This window comes from Saccharopolyspora sp. 6M (assembly GCF_020176775.1).
GTDB classification, from domain to species: Bacteria; Actinomycetota; Actinomycetes; order Mycobacteriales; family Pseudonocardiaceae; genus Saccharopolyspora_C; species Saccharopolyspora_C gregorii.
On sequence record NZ_JAIUJZ010000057.1, the window covers coordinates 38,617 to 56,549 of the forward strand.

The window sequence follows — 17,933 nt, forward strand, 5'->3', positions numbered from 1 at the left end:
GCGGGGTGAGGGCCGGGTTGGTTCCGGGTGACGGGCAGGTGAAGCGGCGGGGAAAATCCGCCGTTCCACCAGGTGAGGGGATCTCCCGGGCCGCGTGCGACCGGTCGCCCGAGGTGCTGCGCGCCGCTCACCCGGGTGTCGTGGCGAGCGGCGCGGACCCGGTGGGGATGCCGCGGTCGGCGCCGTTGCGGGCGGCGCGCGGAGGCGGGAGCACCTCGCCGTCCACGACCGGACCGTCCGCACCCTCGGTGATCTCGTCCGGGGCGGGTTCGGCCGGTTCCTCCTCCGCCGCGGGCAGCGCGCGCGGTTCGGCGGGGGAGGAATCCGCAGGTGGGCGCTGCCACAGCACCACGGCCGTGGTGGTTCCGATCGCCGAGCCCACCGCGATGCACCACTGGTGTGGTAGTAGCGGACTGCTACCGAAGAACCGGCTCAATCCCGGCACCTGCACCACCCCGAACAGCACCACCAGCGACACCGCGCCCGAGGCGAGCACCAGCCGCGTGCGCCCGCGCACGGCGAGGGTCTGGGCGAGCTGCGCGGCCACCAGCGCCACCAGGCCGGTGGTGCGGGCCTGCGCCGCGGTGGACACCGGGCGGGCCAGCGCCCAGGCGAGTCCGGCCGCGCCCGCCGTGGCCGCCGCGCGCAGGTACACGGCCTCCGTGAGCGCCTTGCCGAGCGAGGCGTCCGGCCCTTCGGCGAGCAACCGCTCCGGGGTGGCGTGCGGCGGCGGCCGCACCGCGCTCGCGATCGCGGGCAGCACGTCGGTCAGCATGTTCACCACCAGCAGCTGGCGGGCGTTGAGCCCGGCGTCCCCGCCGAAGAACCCGGACCCGACCGCGTAGCCGATCTCCCCGAGGTTGCCGCCGAGCAGCATCGACAGCGCGTCGTGCACCGAAGCCCACATTCCGCGGCCCTCCACGATGCCGTCGGTGATGGTCTCGATCCGGTCGTCGGCCACCACGAGGTCCGCCGACTCCCGCGCGGCCGGGGTCGCGCGCGAACCCAGCGCGATGCCGACGTGCGCGAGCTTGATCGCGGGCACGTCGTTGGCGCCGTCGCCGGTCATCGCCACGGTGCGGCCGTCGGCGCGCAGCAACCGCACGATGCGGGCTTTCTGCGCCGGGCTGACCCGGGCGAACACCGAGACGGCGGGGAGTTCGGCGGCCAGCTCCTCGTCGTCGAGCTCGTCGAGCTCCGCGCCGTGCAGCACCCGCTTGCCGCCGAGCATGCCGAGCTCCGCGGCGATGGCCTCGGCGGTGCTCGGATGATCGCCGGTGATCATGATGACGTCGACTCCGGCCCGCCGCAGCCGGCTGACCGCTTCGGCGGCGGTGGGGTGCACCGGGTCGGCCAGGCCGAGCAGCCCGACGAAGTTCAGCCCGTACACCTCGGCGTCGTCCAGTTCGGACCCGGTGTCGTCCGGCGCGGCCTTCTCGGCGACGGCCAGCAGCCGGTAGCCGAGCAGCGCGAGCCGCTCGATCTCGCGCTCCACCTCGGCGCGGGCCGGCGCGTCGAACTCGGCGCCCCGCCACCGCGTGCAGCGCTCCAGCACGACCTCGGGCGCGCCTTTGACGTGCAGTTCGACCCCGTCGGGTCCGCGGGTGCGGGTGGCGTGGAAGCTGCGGGACGGTTCGAACGGCAGGTCCGCCAGCACCTCGCGGTCGTTCGGGTCGATGCCGGCGGCCAGCGCGCCCTCCAGCACGGCCCGGTCGGTGAGGTGCGGCAGCGGCTGGTCGCCCTCGGCCTGCGGGTTCGCCCGCACCGCGGCCTCGACCACGGCGCGCCCGGCGGCGTCGAGCCGGTCCGGGGTGCTGCTGCGCGTGCCGTCGGAGACCTGCCCGAGGGTGATGCGCCCCTGGGTGAGGGTGCCGGTCTTGTCGAAGCACAGCGCGTCCACCCGGCCCAGCGCCTCGATGGTGGCCGGGCTGCGCACCAGCACGCCGCGGCGGGCCAGGCGCCGCGCCGCGGCCAGCTCGGCGAGGGTCGCCACGAACGGCAGCCCTTCCGGGACGGCGGCGACCGCGAGGCCGACCGCGCGGCCGACGGTGGCCCGCAGCGGGGTGCCGCGCAGCAGGTCCACGGCCAGCAGCGCGCCGCCCGCGCCGACGGACAGCGGCAGGATCTGCCGGGTCAGTTCGGCGAGCCGGGCCTCCACCCCGCCCGCGGCACCGGTGGGGTGCCCGTCCTCGCCGGTGGTGCGCCCGACCTCGGTGGCGGCGCCGGTGGCGACGACGACGGCGGTCGCGGTGCCGGTGGCCACGGTGGTGCCCTGGTAGAGCATCCCGGTGCGGTCGCCGAGCGCCGCCGCCGAGGTCGCCTCCGGCGTCTTGACCACCAGGGCCGACTCGCCGGTGAGGCTGGACTCGTCGACCTCCAGGTACTCGGCCGCCAGCACCCGGCAGTCGGCGGGCACCCCGTCGCCGGAGCGCAGTTCCACCACGTCTCCCGGCACCAGCTGGTCGGCGGGCACCGTGGAGGTGGTGCCGTCGCGGCGCACGTGCGCGGGCAGCTGCCCGGCGTCGAGCAGCCTGGCGAGCTCGCGGTCGGTGGCGATGCGCTGCACCCCGTCGATGAGCGCGCTGATCCCGAGCACCCCGGTGATCAGCACCGCGTCCACCGCGGATCCCAGCCCGGCGGACACGACCGCGCCGGCGACCAGCACCGGGGTCATCGGGTTGACCAGCCCTTCCAGCGTGGCGCCGACGACCCCGATCCCGCGGTCGGCGCGTTGCGGCTGGGCGCGGCGCCAGCGGCGCGCGACGGCGGCGCTGAGGCCGTCGACCGAGCTGTCCAGCAGTCCCAGCACGGCCCTGCCGGGCAGCGCGTGCCACGGGGTCCGCTGGTGCGGCGCGGGCGGTGGTCGCTCGCCCGCCTGGAACCCGGCCAGGGTCCCGGTGCCGAGCGCGAAGAGGTTCGCGGCGTGCACCGGCAGCCCGGCGCGCGCCGGCGCGCCCGCCGACGGTCCGAGCGCGCCGAACAGCACGCCGAGGCACGCCCCGCCCGCGCACAGCGCCGCGGCGTGCTTGCTGGCGGTGCGGGCTTCGGCGACGGCGCACAGCGTGCTGTGCGCCTCGGACCGGTTCGGGGACAGCAGGTCGGCGCCCCACGGCATCGGCTGGTCGTCCTCGGCGATCCCGATGCCGACGTCGGCGGCGGCCAACGCGGCGTGCGCGCGGGTGGACAGCACCGCCACCACCCGGCCGTCCTGCTGCAGCCGCCGCACGGAGGCGGCGAGCCGGGTGCCGCCGTGCACCACGTCGTCGACGGTGATCCGGCGGTTCAGCTTGCTGCCGATCCCGGCGAGCACCGCGGTCCCCGCGGCCCGGGCGGCCTCGGCGAGCGCTTCGGCCAGCGGGTCGAGCTCGTCGATGACGACCACCACGGCGACGGCCTCGTCGTTCCGGCGCAGCTCCAGCAGTACCGCACCCCGGTCGCGGTGCGCGCGCAGCTCGGCCTGCACTCGCCCGGGCAGTTGCGCGGCGCGGCCGTCGAGCGGCGCGCAGGACCACTTCCCGCGGCTGCGGCGGGCCTTCGGGCGCTGCGGGTCGACGAGCTCGGCGGCGTGCGCGAACAACCGGGTGGCGTCGGCGTCGCTGTCCAGCGGCAGCACCTCGTCCACGACGCGCCTGCCGGTCAGCAGCGCCGGGGCGTCCAGCACGACGGTGTCCACTCGGTCCAGCTTGCGCAGCGCCTTCGGTTCGAGGACGAGGGTGCCGCGGGCGGACAGCGCGGTGGTCAGCTGCGCGGCGAACCCCTCGCGGCCGGTCTTCGCCGGTTTCGGGATCGCGGCGAGCATGGTGGCGAGCGCGCGCCGCTGATCGCGGGTGGCGGCGAGCACCGTGCCGTAGCCGCCGAGGGCGAACGCGCCCGCGAGGTTCGAGATCTGCTCGACCGGCCCGTCCGGCAGCTCGACCGGCCGCGGCTCGGTGCTGATCGCGGTGGATTCGTGCGCGCCCGGCGGGGTGGTCTCCTCCCACCGGCGCCACGCCTGCTGGCGGGCGATGCCCTCGCGGGCGGAGCAGAAGCGGGCGGACAGGTCGCTGAACACCGCCAGCGGGTTCTGCGAGAGGCCCTGGGTGACGGCCCCGCCCACCGCGAGCGCCGCTTCGGCACCGGTGCGCCCGAGGGTGCGTTCGGCTCCTTCGCGCAGCCACGGCACCGCGTCCGCCAGCGACACCGCGGCCGGGATCAGCGGGGACGCGGGACGGAACGGCAGCAGTCCGGCGACGGCCGAGTAGCCGAGGCCGAGCACGCTCAGCCCGAACGCGCCGACGTCGCGCATCAGCGCGTCGGGGTTGCCGGGGTGCGCGACGCCAGCGGGGGAGCTGCCGAGGCCGGCCAGGTCGTGGTCGCGCTCGACGGCGTCGACGACCTCGGCCAGCACCGCGCATCCGACCTGCTCGGCGTCGTGGTGCACCAGCACCCGGCCGAGCACGGCGTTCACCTCGACCGACGCCACGCCGTCCACTTCGGACAGCCGCGCGCGCAGGTCCCGCGCGGCTCCGGCGGACTCGGGCAGGTGCAGGCCGCGCACTTCCAGGTGGGTGCGGCCCTGCCGGGAGTAGGTGCGGCGGTTCAACGGTGGGGAACCGGTGTTGCGCACGGCGTCGAGCACCGGCGCGGCGAGGTGGGCGACTCGGGACAGCAGGGCGCCGAACGGCATGGATCCCCTCTCCAGGCGTGCGTCCCGTCGGCGGACGCGGTGGGCGGGACGCGAGGTTCCGAGTGCGGCGCGCACCGCCCCGGCCCGGGACGCGGGTCCGGGGGCCGGGGCGGTGCGGTGCGCGGTCGCCCGGCACCGCGGTGCGGCTACTCGTGCCGCTCGCGGCCGATGACGGCGGTGCCGACGCCGATGGCCAGCGCGACCGGCCATTCGAGCAGGCTCAGCGCGACGCCCGCGGCGAGACCGCCGTAGAACAGGGCCTGGCCGGGTTCGGGCAGCTGCGCGCGGACCGCTTCGGTCGCGGAGGCGAGTTCGTGCTTGCCCGGCAGGTGTACGTCGGGCTTGTGGAACTGGGCCGTGACGAACGGCAGGTGCACGGTGGCTTCCTGCGCCTTCGACGAGGTGGCGGCGGTCCGCGAGGTGCCGCTCGTCCCGGTGCTGGTGGTGCCGGTGCTCGTGGTGCCGCGGCTGCCTGCGGTGCGGCGCCCGGTCGTGGCGGGGCGCGACGTGCCGCTGGTGCTGCGCGAGGTTCCGGCGCTGCGCGTGGTCCCGCTGCTGCTGCGCGAGCTCCGGGAAGTGCTGGATCCGGTGCGCGAACCGCGGGCCGTGCTGGAGCCGGAGCCGCTCGACGTGCGCGACGATCCGGTGCTGCTCGACGTGGTGCTCGTCCCGGACGTACCGGTGCTCTGCCGGGTGCTGCTGGAGCGGGAACCGCCGGAGCGCGAGCCGGACCCGGAGGAGCCGGATCCGCGCCCCCGGACGCTGCCGCCGGACGTGCGCCGACCGGAACCTGATTTCGCTCCGGAACTGGTTGCGCTGGTCATGTGTGCCTCCCCGCTGACGACGCAAGAAATGTCCACCGTAAGCGGGGCTGAACGAGCTATGAATCGAACGAACGCCAAGTCCCCACGAAGGAGTCAGGTCGGAGGACCCGGCTTCACCGCGGGTGGCTCGGCCCGGCCCGGACGGGGTCGAACACCTCCCGGCAGGCGGACCGGTAGCGGCGCAGCACCAGGTCCACCACCAGCGGGTGCGCCCCGATCGGGGCCGCCGCGCGCACCGGCAGCGCCGCGAGCCCGCGGTGGAACCTCCCCGGCGCCAGCAGGTACGGCGCGACGAACCGCTCCGGCCCGGGATCGGCGCACACCTCCGCGGTGCGCGGCGCCGCGGTCGTGACGTAACTCGGCCGCAGCACCTGCCCGCAGCGCGCGCCGAGCAGCCGCGCGGCGGTCCGCACGTCGGCGAGCGCCCGCGGATCCGTCGAACCGGCGGCGGCGAACACCACCGCCGCGCCCGGCCGCCACCCCGCGGCCCGCAACCGCCGCAGCATCACCTCGGCGAGCGTCGGGTCCGGCCCCAGCGGCGCGCTCGTCGTCACGTCCTCGCGTCCCGCGGCGGCCAGTTGCGCGGGCAGGTCGACCCGCACGTGGTAACCGGCGGCGAGGAACGCGGGCACCGCCACCACCGGCCCGTCCAGCCCGTCCAGCGCCTCGGCGACGGTCGGTCCGATGACGTCGACGTAGGCGGTGCGCACCGCGATCCCGGCGCGCTCGGCGACGGCGTCGGCGATCCGATCCACGACCGGCGGCCCGGCCGGGTCGCGGGTGCCGTGCGCGACCAGCAGCAGCGGGGGAGTCACGCGCCCTCCAGCGGCAGCCGGTAGCCGCGCTTGATCACCGTCTGCACCAGTTCCGGGGCGCCGAGCGCGGACCGCAGCCGTGCCACGGCCTGCTCCACGGCGTGCGCGTCGGCGGACGGCGACCGCCTCGGCGCCAGGGCGGTGGCGAGCTCCTCGCGGGCGACGACCTCGCCGGGCCGGGCCAGCAACACCCGCAGCAGCGCCTTGCCGCCCGGCGACAGGGGCCGCGGTACCCCGTCGACGGCGGCCGCGTGCCCGCGCAGCTGCAGGGTGCGCCCGGCGACGGGCAGCGACGGGTAACGCCCGGGCAACCGCTCGCACAGCTCCCGCACCAGCGCGCCGAGCCGGGCGCGCCGCGGCCGCCCCGCGGGCACGTCCACCTCGGCCAGCGGCGCGTGCGTCACCGGGCCGACGCATGCCGCCAGCACCGGCCCGCGCAGCGCGGCGAGCAGTTCACGGCGGCACCCCTGCTCGGTGGCGCGAGCCAGCAGTCCGGCCGCGGCGGGCGCGCTGGTGAACGTGACGGCGTCGAGCTCGCGGGCGCACACCGCGTCGACCAGCGCCGCCAGCGCGGCGGTGTCGGCCGGCGGGCACCAGCGGTACACCGGGACCTCGACGACCTCGGCGCCCGCGGACCGCAGCACGGCGGTGAACTCCGGCAGTGATCTGCCGTGCAGCTGCACCGCGACCCGCACCCCGGCCAACGGTGCGGACAGCAGGTGCGCCAGCAGTTCCGCGGACGACTCGGACTCGGGCGACCAGGTGTCCGGCAACCCGGCGGCGCGGACCGCGCCGCGCGCCTTCGGCCCCCGCGCCAGCAGGCGGGCCGAGCCGAGCGCGCTGAGCAGGTCCGCCCCGAGCCCCCAGCCCTCGGCGGCCTCCACCCAGCCGCGGAACCCGATCCCCGTGGTGGCCACCACCACCGATGGCGGGGCCTCGACGCACCGCTCGGTGGCGGCGCGCAGCCGCGCGTCGTCGGCGACCGGCACGATCCGCAGCGCCGCCCCGGGCAGCACCCGCGCCCCGCACCGCGCCAGCAGCGCGGTCTGCTCGTCGACGCGGCGCGCGGCGGTGACACCGACGGTGAACCCGGCCAGCGGCATCGGTGGTTCGCGCAACGTCACCACCTCCCCGCACCGGTCGCGACGAGCTCGGGAACCGGTGGGCGGGCCGGGGCGTCGGCTCGGCGCCGGAACGAAGACGGGCAGCACGCGTTCACGGCAGCCCGACCTCCACCACTCCGCCGCGCCGCCGCACCGGGAAGGTCGGCAGCCGGGCGGCCGGATCGTCCAGGCACGCACCGGTCCGCAGCGAGAACACCTGCTTGAGCATCGGCGAGGCCACGGTCGGTTCGCCGCCGCGATCGCCGACGATGCCGCGGCTGATCACCCCCGCCCCGCAGAACGGGTCGACGCCGCCCACCGCGTACAGCTCGTCGTCGGAGGTGCGGAACAGCGCGACCGGCCCGGCGGCCAGCAGCGCGGGCACGCCGCAGGCGGGCGGCAGCGCCTCCCACGGGCAGATCGGGTACCAGGTCGTCATGCGGGGACCTCCGCGGAACCGGGCCGGATCGACGGCGCGGGCAGCGGGACCGGGCCGGTGCCAGGCCGGTCTCGATCGGGCAGGAAACCGACCGTCGGGTCGGGCGCGTCGGGGGCGTTGACGAAGGACACGAACCGGGCCAGCTTCGCCGGGTCGGCCAGGACCCCGGCCCACTCGTCGGCGTAGCCCGCGACGTGCTCGGCCATCGCGGCCTCCAGGTCGGCGGCGATGCCCAGCGAGTCCTCGACGACGACCTCCCGCACGTGGTCCAGGCCGCCGTCGAGGGATTCGATCCACGCGGCGGTGCGCTGCAACCGGTCGGCGGTGCGCACGTAGAACATCAGGAACCGGTCCACGAGCCGGATCAGCTGCTCGTCGTCCAGGTCGGCGGCGAGCAGCTCCGCGTGCCGCGGGCTGAACCCGCCGTTGCCGCCGACGTGCAGGTTCCAGCCCTGGTCGGTGGCGATGACGCCGAAGTCCTTCGATCGGGCCTCCGCGCACTCGCGCGCGCAGCCCGACACCCCCGACTTCAGCTTGTGCGGCGCCCGCAGCCCGCGGTAGCGAAGTTCGAGCCGGACCGCCATCGCCACCGAGTCCTGCACGCCGTAGCGGCACCAGTCGGTGCCCACGCAGGACTTCACGGTGCGCAGCGCCTTGCCGTAGGCGTGCCCCGATTCGAACCCGGCGTCCACCAGCCGCCGCCAGATCGCGGGGAGCTGCTCGACGCGGGCGCCGAACAGGTCGATCCGCTGCCCGCCGGTGATCTTCGTGTAGAGCCCGAACTCGCGGGCCACCTCACCGAGCACGATGAGCCCGTCCGCGCTGATCTCCCCGCCCGGCACCCGCGGCACCACCGAATAGGTGCCGTTGCGCTGCAGGTTGGCCAGGAACCGGTCGTTGGTGTCCTGCAGCCCGGCGTGCTCGGCGTCGAGCACGTGCCCGCGCCCGAGGCTCGCCAGGATCGAGGCCACCACCGGTTTGCACACGTCGCAGCCGCGACCGCGGCCGTGGGCGCGGACCAGTTCGGAGAACGTGGCGATTCCGGTGGCCCGGACGATCTCGAACAGCTCGGCGCGGGAGTGGGCGAAGTGCTCGCACAGCGCGCGGGAGGGCGCGACGCCGCAGTCGGCGAGCAGCCTGCCGAGCATCGGCACGCACGATCCGCAGCTCGTCCCCGCCCGGGTGCACGCCTTGATCCCGGCCACATCGGACAGCCCGGAGCCGCCGATCGCCGCGGTGATGTCCCCTTTGGACACGTTGTTGCAGGAGCACACCACCGCGTCGTCCGGCAGCGCCCCCGCGTCCGGCGCGGGGCCGGCGGGCAGCAGCAGTCGCTCCGGCGGGGCGGGCAGCGCGCGGCCCACCAGCGGCCGCAGCGAGGCGTAGGCGCTCGCGTCGCCGACGAGCACCCCGCCCAGCAGCACCTGCGCGTCGTCGCTGAGCACGAGCTTCGCGTAGGTGCCCGCCGCGTGGTTGGCGTGCACCACCTCCAGCGCGCCGTCCGCGGTCGCGTGCGCGTCGCCGAAGCTGGCCACGTCCACTCCGAGCAGCTTCAGCTTCGTCGACATGTCGGCACCGGTGAACGCGTCGCCGTCGAGCCCCAGCAGCTGGCGCACCACCACTTCGGCCATCGCGTAGCCGGGGGCGACCAGCCCGTAGCAGCGGCCCTCGACGGCGGCGCACTCGCCGACCGCCCAGACGTGCTCGTCGGAAGTGCGGCAGCGCCCGTCCACCAGCACCCCGCCGCGGTCGGCGCGCGCCAGACCGGACCGCTCGGCGAGCTCGTCGCGCGGGCGCACTCCCGCGGAGAACACCACCAGCTCGGCCGCGATGCTGTCGCCGTCGCCGAGGGTCACCCCGGCTACGCGCCCGTCCGGCCCGGCGTCGATCGAGGCGGTAGCCGTCCCGCAGCGCACCGCCAGCCCCAGGTCCTCGACCAGCCGCGCCAGCACCCGCCCGCCGCCGTCGTCGACCTGCAGCGGCAGCAGCCGGGGCGCCCGCTCCACCACGTGCGGGCGCATCCCCAGCAGCCGCAGCGCGTTCGCCGCCTCCAGCCCGAGCAGCCCGCCACCGATGACGACCCCGGGCGCGCCCGCCACCGCCGCGTCCCGGATGCCGTCCAGGTCGTCGAGCGTGCGGTACACGTGGCAGCCGGCCAGGTCGTGACCGGGCACCGGCGGCACGAACGGCCGGGACCCGGTGGCCAGCACCAGCGCGTCGTAGCGGAACTCGGCGCCGCCGGTGGTGCGCACGGTCCGCGCCGCGCGGTCGACGCTCGTGACGGCGTGGTCCAGGTGCAGCCGCACCAGCGGGTCGGCGAAGAATCCCGGCCCGGCCAGGCCGAGGTCCGCGGCGCTGCTGCCGTCCAGGTAGGACGACAAGGCCACCCGGTCGTAGGCCGCGCGGGGTTCCTCGGCGAGGACCTCCACCCGCCAGCGGTCCGCGTCGTCGCGGGCGCGCAGCTCCTCGACGAGGCGGTGGCCGACCATCCCGTGGCCGATCACGACAAGGGTTCGGGTCATGCGACGCCCTCCTGTTCGGGTTCGTCGGCTCCGGTCGGTCCGTCGGCGCGCAGCGCGGCGCACAGGCCGCGCACCTCGTCGGCGCAGCCGCCGCAGCCGGTGGTGGCCCGGGTGGTCCGGGCCAGCGAGCCGAGGTCGCGGGCACCGGCGTGCCACGCGTCCTCCAGCCGCCGCTTGCTCACGTCGTTGCAGCGGCACAGCACCGCGTCCGCGGGCAGCTCGGCCGGTGCGGCGGCGGGCGCGGCGCCCAGCAGCAGGCCCAGCCGGTCCACCGGCAGCGGCAGGCCCCGGTCGTGCAGCTGGGCGAGGGTGGCGGCGGCCTGCGGGAACCCGATCAGCACCCCTGCGGCGAGGCGCTCGGCGCGGACCGCGAGCTTCGCGTACCGGCCGCGCGCCGGGTCCGAGAGCACCACCTGCTCCACCTCGGGGGACGCCAGCAGCGCCACGTCGCCCAGCGAGGCCACGTCGATGCCGCGCGCCTTGAGCCGGGTCGCGGTCGCTCCGGCGCGGTACCGCGCCGCACCGTCGGCGAGCCGCCGCGCCAGCACCTCCGCCTGCTCCCAGGCCGGTGCGATCAGCCCGGGCACCCGCCCGTCGTGCTCGGCGCAGTCACCGAGGGCGTGCACGTGCGGATCCGAGGTCATCAGGTGGTCGTCCACCAGCACGCCGCGGCCCACCCGCAGCCCCGCCTCGCGGGCGAGCCCCGCTTCCGGGACCACACCGGTGCACAGCACCACCACGTCCGCGGCCAGCACCTCGCCGTCGTCGAGCACCAGCTCACCCGGCCGGTGCGCGGCGGCGCGGCGGCCGAACCGGGTGCGCACGCCCGCCTCCCGCAGGTGCTCGGCCAGCAGCGTCCCGCCCGCCGCGTCGAGCTGCCGGTCCATCGGGTGCGGATTCGGGTGCACCAGCACCACGTCCAGGCCGCGGCCGAGCAGCCCGCGCGCGGTCTCCACGCCGAGCACCCCGCCGCCGAGCACCACCGCGCGCCGCGCCCCGGCCGGAAACCGCGCGCAGTCCGCGAGGGTCCGCAGCGCCGTGACACCGGCCGCGAGCGTCCCGTCCGCCGCGCGCAGCCCCGGCACCGCGGGCACCGCCGCCCGCGCCCCGGTCGCCAGCACCAGCTCGTCGTACCGGTGCACCACCCCGGCGTCCGTGCGCACCAGCCGCCGTGCGGGATCGACGGCGGTCGCGGTGACTCCGGTCCGCACCTCGGCGTCGAGCTCCGGCAGCTCCACCGCGTCCGGCGGCAACGCCCCGTCCAGCACCGAGGCCAGCAGCACCCGGTTGTAGGCGGGCCGGTCCTCCGCGCCCAGCACCGTGATCGGGCCGTCGTGGCCGTGCCCGCGCAGTCGCTCCACCAGGCGGTGCGCGGCGGGACCGTTCCCGGCGATCAGCACGTGGTTCACGCGAACACCTCCGCCGCGTCCCCGGCGGGCGGCGCCGCGTCGGCGGGCAGCGGATCGAGCCGGGCCGCGGCCACCTTGAACTCCGGCATCCGGCTGCGCGGGTCCAGCGCCGGGTTCGTGAGCAGGTTCGCCCGCCCCGCGCCGGGGAAGTGGAACGGCAGGAACACGGTGTCCACCCGCATCGAGTCCACCAGCCGCACCCGCGCGGCGGTCCGGCCGCGCGCCGAGCTCACCAGCGCCAGGTCCCCGTCGGCGAGCCCCGCGCGCCGCGCCGTGTCCGGGTGCACCTCGACGAACGCCTCCGGCGCTGCGGCCGCCAGCTCCGGGATCCGGCGGGTCTGGGCACCGGACTGGTAGTGGGCCAGCACCCGGCCGGTGGTGGCCTGCAGCGGGAACTCGGCGGACACCTGCTCCGCCGCCGGGCGGTGCTCCACCGCGGCGAACCGGGCGCGGCCGTCGGGGTGGGCGAACCGGTCGAGGAACAGCCGGGGCGTGCCCGGGTGGTCCTCGGCGGGGCACGGCCAGTGCAGCGCCTCCCCGGCGTCGAGCCGCTCGTAGCTGATCCCCGCGTAGTCGGCCGCGCCGCCCGCCGACGCGCGGCGCAGCTCCTCGAACACCTCGCGCGGCGCGGTGGGGTAGCGGTGGCCGGGTTCGCCGAGCCGCCGCGCCAGCCCGTGCAGCACCTCCAGGTCGCTGCGCGCGTGCCCCGGCGGCACCCGCAACCGGCGGCGGCGCAGCACCCGGCCTTCGAGGTTCGTCACGGTGCCGTCCTCCTCGGCCCACTGCGCCACCGGCAGCACCACGTCCGCCGCGCGCGCCGTCTCCGAGGGGACGAAGTCCGCCACCACCAGCAGGTCCAGCGCCGCCAGCCGCTCGGCGACGTGCCCGGCGCGCGGCGCGGAGACCACCGGGTTCGACCCGAACACCAGCAGCCCGCGCACCCCGCCCGGCGCGCCCGCCGTATCCAGCAGCTCGTAGGCGCTGATCCCCGGCCCGGGCAGCGATTCCGGCGGCACGCCCCACACCTCGGCGACGTGCTCGCGCGCCGCGGGGTCGGTGATCGAGCGGTAGCCGGGCAGCTGGTCGGCCTTCTGCCCGTGCTCCCGGCCGCCCTGCCCGTTGCCCTGCCCGGTGAGGCACCCGTACCCGCTGCCCTCGCGGCCGGGTAGCCCGAGCACGAGGGCGAGGTCGATGAACCCGGCGACGGTGTCGGTGCCCTTCGCGTGCTGCTCGGCGCCGCGCCCGGTCAGCACGTAGGCCCGGTCGGCGTGCGCGAGCATCCGCACCGCCGCCCGCTGCGCGCGCACCGGTACGCCGGTGATCCGCTCCACCCGCTCCGGCCACCAGCTCATCGCGCGCTGCCGGGCCGCGTCGAAACCGGTGGTGCGGTCCCGGACGTAGTCGCCGTCCACCCAGCCGTCGACGACCGCGATGTGCAGCATCCCCAGCACCAGCGCCAGATCGGTGCCCGGCGCGGGCTGCAGGTGCAGGGCGGCGCGCTGCGCGGTGGCGCTGCGCCGCGGGTCGATGACGACCAGCTCCGGCGCGGTGAGGTGCCGCAGCAGCGGCGGCATCGTCTCGGCCGGGTTCGCCCCGGCCAGCAGCACCACGTCCGCCCGGCCGAGGTCGGTCACCGGGAACGGCAGCCCCCGGTCCGAGCCGAACGCGGCGGTCCCGGCCGCGGCCGCCGAGGACATGCAGAACCGGCCGTTGTAGTCGACGCGGCTGGTGCCCAGCGCGAGCCGCGCGAACTTCCCCAGCAGGTACGACTTCTCGTTCGTCAGCCCGCCGCCGCCGAACACGCCGACCGCGTCCGAGCCGTGCTCGGCCTGGAGCTCCCGCACCCGGTCGGCGACGGTGCGCAGCGCGGTGTCCCAGTCCACGGCCCGCAGCCGGCCGCCGCGCCGCACCATCGGGTGCAGCAGCCGATCGGGGACGTCGAGCAGCGCGGGCGCGGTCCAGCCCTTCTGGCACAGCCCGCCCCGGTTCACCGGGAAGTCCGTCGGCTCGACCACGACGCCGGTGCGCTCCCGGGTCAACCGGGTGCCGCACTGCAACGCGCAGTAGGGGCAGTGGGTGGTCGTGGTGCGGGGTTCAGGCACGGCCGGGACCTCCCGCGATCGCGGGCCGCGCCGCGGCGTGCCGCGGCCGCAGGTACACCGCCCAGGTCACCAGCACGCACACCAGGTAGCAGCCGAGGAACGTGGCCAGCGCGGCGTCCCCGCTGGCGGCCGCCCCGCCGAACGAGGCGCGGAACGCCAGGTTGATGAACACCCCGCCGAGCGCCCCGACCGCGCCGGCCACGCCCATCAGCGCCCCGGAGGACCTGCGGGCCCGCGCGAACGCGTCCGCGGGTGCCCCGCCCCCGGCGATCTCCCGGCGCGCCCGGTCCGCGAACACCGCCGGGATCATCTTGTAGACCGAGCCGTTGCCGATCCCGCTGAGCACGAACAGCACCACGAACGACCCCAGGTACAGCGGGAACGAGTCCAGCCCGGAGGCCACCAGCAACACCCCGGTCCCCGCGGCCATCGCCAGGAAGTTCCAGCACGTCACCCGCGCCCCGCCGCACCGGTCGGCCAGCAGCCCGCCGACCGGCCGCGCCAGCGAACCCAGCAGCGGCCCCAGGAACGTCCAGGTCGCGGCCTGCAGCGGGGTGAAGCCGAACTCGCTCTGCAGCACGAGCCCGAACGCGAACCCGTAGCCGATGAACGACCCGAACGTCCCGACGTAGAGCAGCGAGAGCCACCAGGCGTGCGAGCTGCGCAGCACCTCCCGCTGCGCGCCCGGTGCGGTGACGGCCGCGTCGATGTCGTCCATCCGCAGCGCCGCCAGCAGCGCGACCAGCACGATCAGCGGCAGGTAGATCCCGGCGACCAGCGCCGGGCTCGTCCCGCCCGCGGTGGCCACCACGAGCAGCCCCACCACCTGCACGACGGCGACGCCGATGTTCCCGCCACCGGCGTTCAACCCCAGCGCCCAACCCTGCTCCCGCTGCGGGAAGAAGCTCGTGATGTTGGTCATCGAGGAGGCGAAGTTGCCGCCGCCGAGCCCGGTCAGCGCGCCCAGCACCAGGAACACGCCCAGCGGCGTCCCCGGCTGCTGCACGAAGTAGCAGATCAGCCCGGTCGGCACCAGCAGCACCGAGGTGGCGAACACCGTCCACCTCCGCCCGCCGAAGCGGGTCACCGCGTAGCTGTAGGGCAGCCGCAGCAGCGCCCCCACCAGCGTCGGCACCGTGGTCAGCAGGAACTTCTCGGCGGCGTCGAAGTCCAGGCCGATCTCCGGGGACATGAACAGCACCAGGACCGACCAGATGCTCCACACCGAGAACCCGACGTGCTCGGACAGGATCGACAGCCGCAGGTTGCGGTGCGCGACCCGCCGGCCGGTGCGCTGCCAGAACGCCTCGTCCTCCGGGTCCCAGCCGTCGATCCGGCGGCCGGGCCTGCTGTGCGGGGTGGTGGTCACCGCGCCTCCTCTCGTCGGGCAGGGCCGACGCTAGGAACCGGGTGTTTCCGCCGATCGACGCCGCGCGTTACCGCGAGGCAAAGCCGCCATCACACCCGCGCGGCCGCCGGGCGTGAACTGCGCCGACGCCCGGATTCGGGGTGGCTGCGGCCACGTGGCACCGTGGTGGGGTGACAGCACGCGGCAGCGATCCCGGCACCGAGCACGCCCGCGCCCGGGAGTTGTTCGGCTCGGCCCGGCGCATCACGGCGCTGACCGGGGCGGGGGTGTCCACCGCCTCGGGCATCCCGGACTTCCGCGGCCCGAACGGGGTGTGGACGCGGGATCCGCGGGCCCAGCGGCTCACCGACCTCGACTCGTACGTGGCCGACCCGGAGGTGCGCAGGCTCGCCTGGCGCGGCCGAGCCGAGCACCCGGCGTGGGAGGCGGTGCCGAACCCGGCGCACCGCGCGTTCGCCGACCTGGCCGCGCAGGGCCGGCTGACCTCGCTGCTCACCCAGAACATCGACGGACTGCACCAGCGGGCGGGGCTCCCGGCCGGGCTGGTGCTGGAGCTGCACGGTTCGGTGTTCGGCGTGGTCTGCCTGGACTGCGGTGCGACCGGGTCGATGCGGGCGGCGCTGGAGCGCGTCGCCGACGGCGAGGAGGACCCGCCGTGCCGTTCCTGCGGCGGGATCCTGAAGTCCACCACCATCTCGTTCGGCCAGAACCTCGACCCGGACGTGATCCGCGCCGCGCAGCGGGCCGCCCTGGACTGCGATCTGTTCGTCGCGGCCGGGACGTCGCTGACGGTGCACCCGGCGGCGGGGCTGGCGGAGCTCGCGGTGCGCGCCGGTGCGCGGCTGGTGATCTGCAACGCCGAGCCGACGCCGTACGACGAGCTCGCCGCCGCGGTGCTGCGCGAGCCGCTGGCCGGGGTGCTGCCGGAGCTGGCCGCGGTGCCGCTCGCCGAGTCCGGTGAGCCGCTGCGCACCTGGGGCGACCCGAGCACCTGGGGCTGAACCGGCCCTCGCACCCCGCAAGCACCCGAGAGCGTCTCGACGGTCTCGGGTCGATTCCTTGCTCGCCTGCGCGGCTTGAGCGGTTCAGCGCGCCCGAAAAGTCCCGTTCAAGCCCTGAAGTACGACTTGTGGTGCAAGTGGTTCGTGCGACGAATTGCGAGTAGTGGGGTCACGATGCACAGTTGTGCTCGTCCTGTGCGCTGAATGGCGCAACACTGCAAGTCCGAACGGCCTAGTTCGGTGCCTGGAGGTGGCGGTCGTGCGGCGACCTCGACTACTGCCCGGCGGTCTGGTGCTCGCCTCCGCGTTCGCCCTCGCGCTCCCGCTGGCCGCGGCCGGCGCGCCGGACCCCCCGGCGCGACCTGACGACGGCGAGATCCAAACACAGCGCGACCGGGTCGGCGACCGGGCGGACCGCGTCGGCGAGCTCACCCAACGCCTCTCCGAAGCCGAGACCCGGCTGACCGAGCTGAGCGCGCGGGTGGAACTGGCGATGGAGGACGCCAACAAGGCGCGCGTCGACCTGGACCGCGCCGAACTCGCCCGCTCCCGCGCGGAGCAGACCGCGGCCGGCGCCCAGGGCCAGGCCAACGCGGCCGCCGACGAGGTGGAGCGCCAGCGCGCCCGGCTCGACGAGTTCGCGGCGGGCAGCTACCGGCAGGGCAGCAAGCTCGGCTCGCTCACCGCGTACGTGGGCGCCCGCGGGCCGGACGAGCTGCTGGAGCGCGCCGAACTCCTCGACACCGTCGGGCGCACCCAGCTCGACGTGCTCGACGACCTGGAGCGGTCCCGCATCGACCGGGTCAACAAGGACTCCCTCGCGCGCGAAGCCCTGCAGGAAGCGGCCGCGGCCCGCGCCACCGCCGCCGAGGCGAAGGGGCGCGCCGACACGGCGCAGCAGGCCGCGATCGCCGCCCGCGCCTCGCAGGCGAGCACCTCCGCGAGGCTGGAGGCCGAACGCTCCGGCGTCCAGCAGGAGCTCACCGCCGCCCGCGCCGCCGTGCGCGGGCTGGAATCCCAGCGCGACCGCTACGAGGAGTGGCTCAAGGCGAGCCAGGCGGCGCAGGCCCAGCAAGCGGCCGAGGCGCAGGCCGCCGCCGGGAACGCGCAGGGCAGCCCCGCGCCGGACTCCGACGACGACACCGAGGTCGCCACCGGTTCGGTGGAGACCGTCGTGCGGCGGGCGCTCTCCCAGCTCGGCATGCCCTACGCGTGGGGCGGCGGCAACTCCAGCGGCCCGACCCGCGGCATCCGCGACGGGGGAGTGGCCGACTCGTACGGCGATTACCAGAAGATCGGGTTCGACTGCTCCGGGCTGATGATCTACGCGTTCGCCGGGGCGGGCGTGCAGCTCGACCACTACAGCGGCTACCAGTACCAGTCCGGCACCCAGGTGCCGCTGTCCTCGATGCAGCGCGGGGACATGCTGTTCTGGCGCAGCGGGGGACGGGTGCACCACGTGGCGCTGTACTTGGGCGGTGGCCGGATGGTGGAGGCGCCGTACTCGGGTTCGAAGGTGCGGGTCACCTCGGTGCGGTACGCGGGCATCGCGCCCTACGCGGTCCGCCTCCTCTGATCGGTTCCGGCGGCGGGGGGGGCGGGGGGGGGCCCCCCCCCCCCCCCCCCCCCCCGGGGGGCGGGGGGGGGGGGCGCCCCCCCCGCGGCGGGGGGGCGGGGGGGGGC

The 17,933-nt window shown here is 76.3% G+C and carries 11 protein-coding genes; 2 read left to right on the forward strand and 9 right to left on the reverse strand.

Annotation, left to right across the window (positions count from 1 at the left end):
- Positions 1–127 precede the first annotated feature (127 nt).
- From LCD31_RS09680 to LCD31_RS09720, 9 genes are all read right to left on the reverse strand, one after another.
- Positions 128–4,666 carry a cation-translocating P-type ATPase gene (locus LCD31_RS09680; RefSeq protein ID WP_224957420.1) on the reverse strand — a complete coding sequence of 1,513 codons (4,539 nt, stop codon included), beginning with the start codon at positions 4,664–4,666 and terminating at the stop codon, positions 128–130.
- Positions 4,667–4,812: 146 nt separating this feature from the next.
- Positions 4,813–5,490 (reverse strand): hypothetical protein, encoded by a 678-nt coding sequence (locus LCD31_RS09685; protein WP_224957421.1) that lies wholly within the window; start codon positions 5,488–5,490, stop codon positions 4,813–4,815.
- 113 nt (positions 5,491–5,603) lie between these two features.
- Positions 5,604–6,305 (reverse strand): sirohydrochlorin chelatase, encoded by a 702-nt coding sequence (locus LCD31_RS09690; RefSeq protein WP_224957422.1) that lies wholly within the window; start codon positions 6,303–6,305, stop codon positions 5,604–5,606.
- Positions 6,302–7,408, reverse strand: coding sequence for a uroporphyrinogen-III synthase (locus LCD31_RS09695; RefSeq protein ID WP_224957465.1), 1,107 nt, complete (start codon positions 7,406–7,408; stop codon positions 6,302–6,304). Before LCD31_RS09695 ends, LCD31_RS09690 begins: the two co-directional genes overlap by 4 nt.
- A 112-nt stretch (positions 7,409–7,520) precedes the next feature.
- Positions 7,521–7,847: a nitrite reductase small subunit NirD gene (nirD, locus tag LCD31_RS09700; RefSeq protein WP_224957423.1), complete on the reverse strand. Its 327-nt coding sequence runs from the start codon at positions 7,845–7,847 to the stop codon at positions 7,521–7,523.
- Positions 7,844–10,369 carry a nitrite reductase large subunit NirB gene (gene nirB / locus LCD31_RS09705; RefSeq protein ID WP_224957424.1) on the reverse strand — a complete coding sequence of 842 codons (2,526 nt, stop codon included), beginning with the start codon at positions 10,367–10,369 and terminating at the stop codon, positions 7,844–7,846. Before nirB ends, nirD begins: the two co-directional genes overlap by 4 nt.
- Positions 10,366–11,778, reverse strand: coding sequence for an FAD-dependent oxidoreductase (locus tag LCD31_RS09710; RefSeq protein WP_224957425.1), 1,413 nt, complete (start codon positions 11,776–11,778; stop codon positions 10,366–10,368). Before LCD31_RS09710 ends, nirB begins: the two co-directional genes overlap by 4 nt.
- Complete coding sequence (locus LCD31_RS09715; RefSeq protein ID WP_224957426.1) at positions 11,775–13,880, reverse strand: molybdopterin oxidoreductase family protein; 2,106 nt, start codon at positions 13,878–13,880, stop codon at positions 11,775–11,777. The genes LCD31_RS09710 and LCD31_RS09715 overlap by 4 nt, the downstream gene beginning before the upstream one ends.
- The gene (locus LCD31_RS09720) at positions 13,873–15,249 is read right to left on the reverse strand and encodes an MFS transporter (RefSeq protein WP_224957427.1); all 1,377 of its coding nucleotides are present in this window, start codon (positions 15,247–15,249) and stop codon (positions 13,873–13,875) included. Before LCD31_RS09720 ends, LCD31_RS09715 begins: the two co-directional genes overlap by 8 nt.
- 170 nt (positions 15,250–15,419) lie before the next feature.
- On the opposite strand from LCD31_RS09720, the gene LCD31_RS09725 reads away from it, so the two are divergent.
- Positions 15,420–16,250: an NAD-dependent deacetylase gene (locus LCD31_RS09725; RefSeq protein WP_374108038.1), complete on the forward strand. Its 831-nt coding sequence runs from the start codon at positions 15,420–15,422 to the stop codon at positions 16,248–16,250.
- Between the two features lie 259 nt (positions 16,251–16,509).
- Complete coding sequence (locus LCD31_RS09730; RefSeq protein WP_224957428.1) at positions 16,510–17,826, forward strand: NlpC/P60 family protein; 1,317 nt, start codon at positions 16,510–16,512, stop codon at positions 17,824–17,826.
- The last annotated feature ends 107 nt before the right edge of the window (positions 17,827–17,933 follow it).

What these genes read in the sequence shown, in the direction of transcription:
- nirD (WP_224957423.1), bottom strand. Translation starts at nt 7,847, where the DNA reads ATGACGACCTGGTACCCGATCTGCCCGTGGGAGGCGCTGCCGCCCGCC.
- LCD31_RS09685 (WP_224957421.1), bottom strand. Translation starts at nt 5,490, where the DNA reads ATGACCAGCGCAACCAGTTCCGGAGCGAAATCAGGTTCCGGTCGGCGC.
- LCD31_RS09680 (WP_224957420.1), bottom strand. Translation starts at nt 4,666, where the DNA reads ATGCCGTTCGGCGCCCTGCTGTCCCGAGTCGCCCACCTCGCCGCGCCG.
- LCD31_RS09695 (WP_224957465.1), bottom strand. Translation starts at nt 7,408, where the DNA reads ATGCCGCTGGCCGGGTTCACCGTCGGTGTCACCGCCGCGCGCCGCGTC.
- nirB (WP_224957424.1), bottom strand. Translation starts at nt 10,369, where the DNA reads ATGACCCGAACCCTTGTCGTGATCGGCCACGGGATGGTCGGCCACCGC.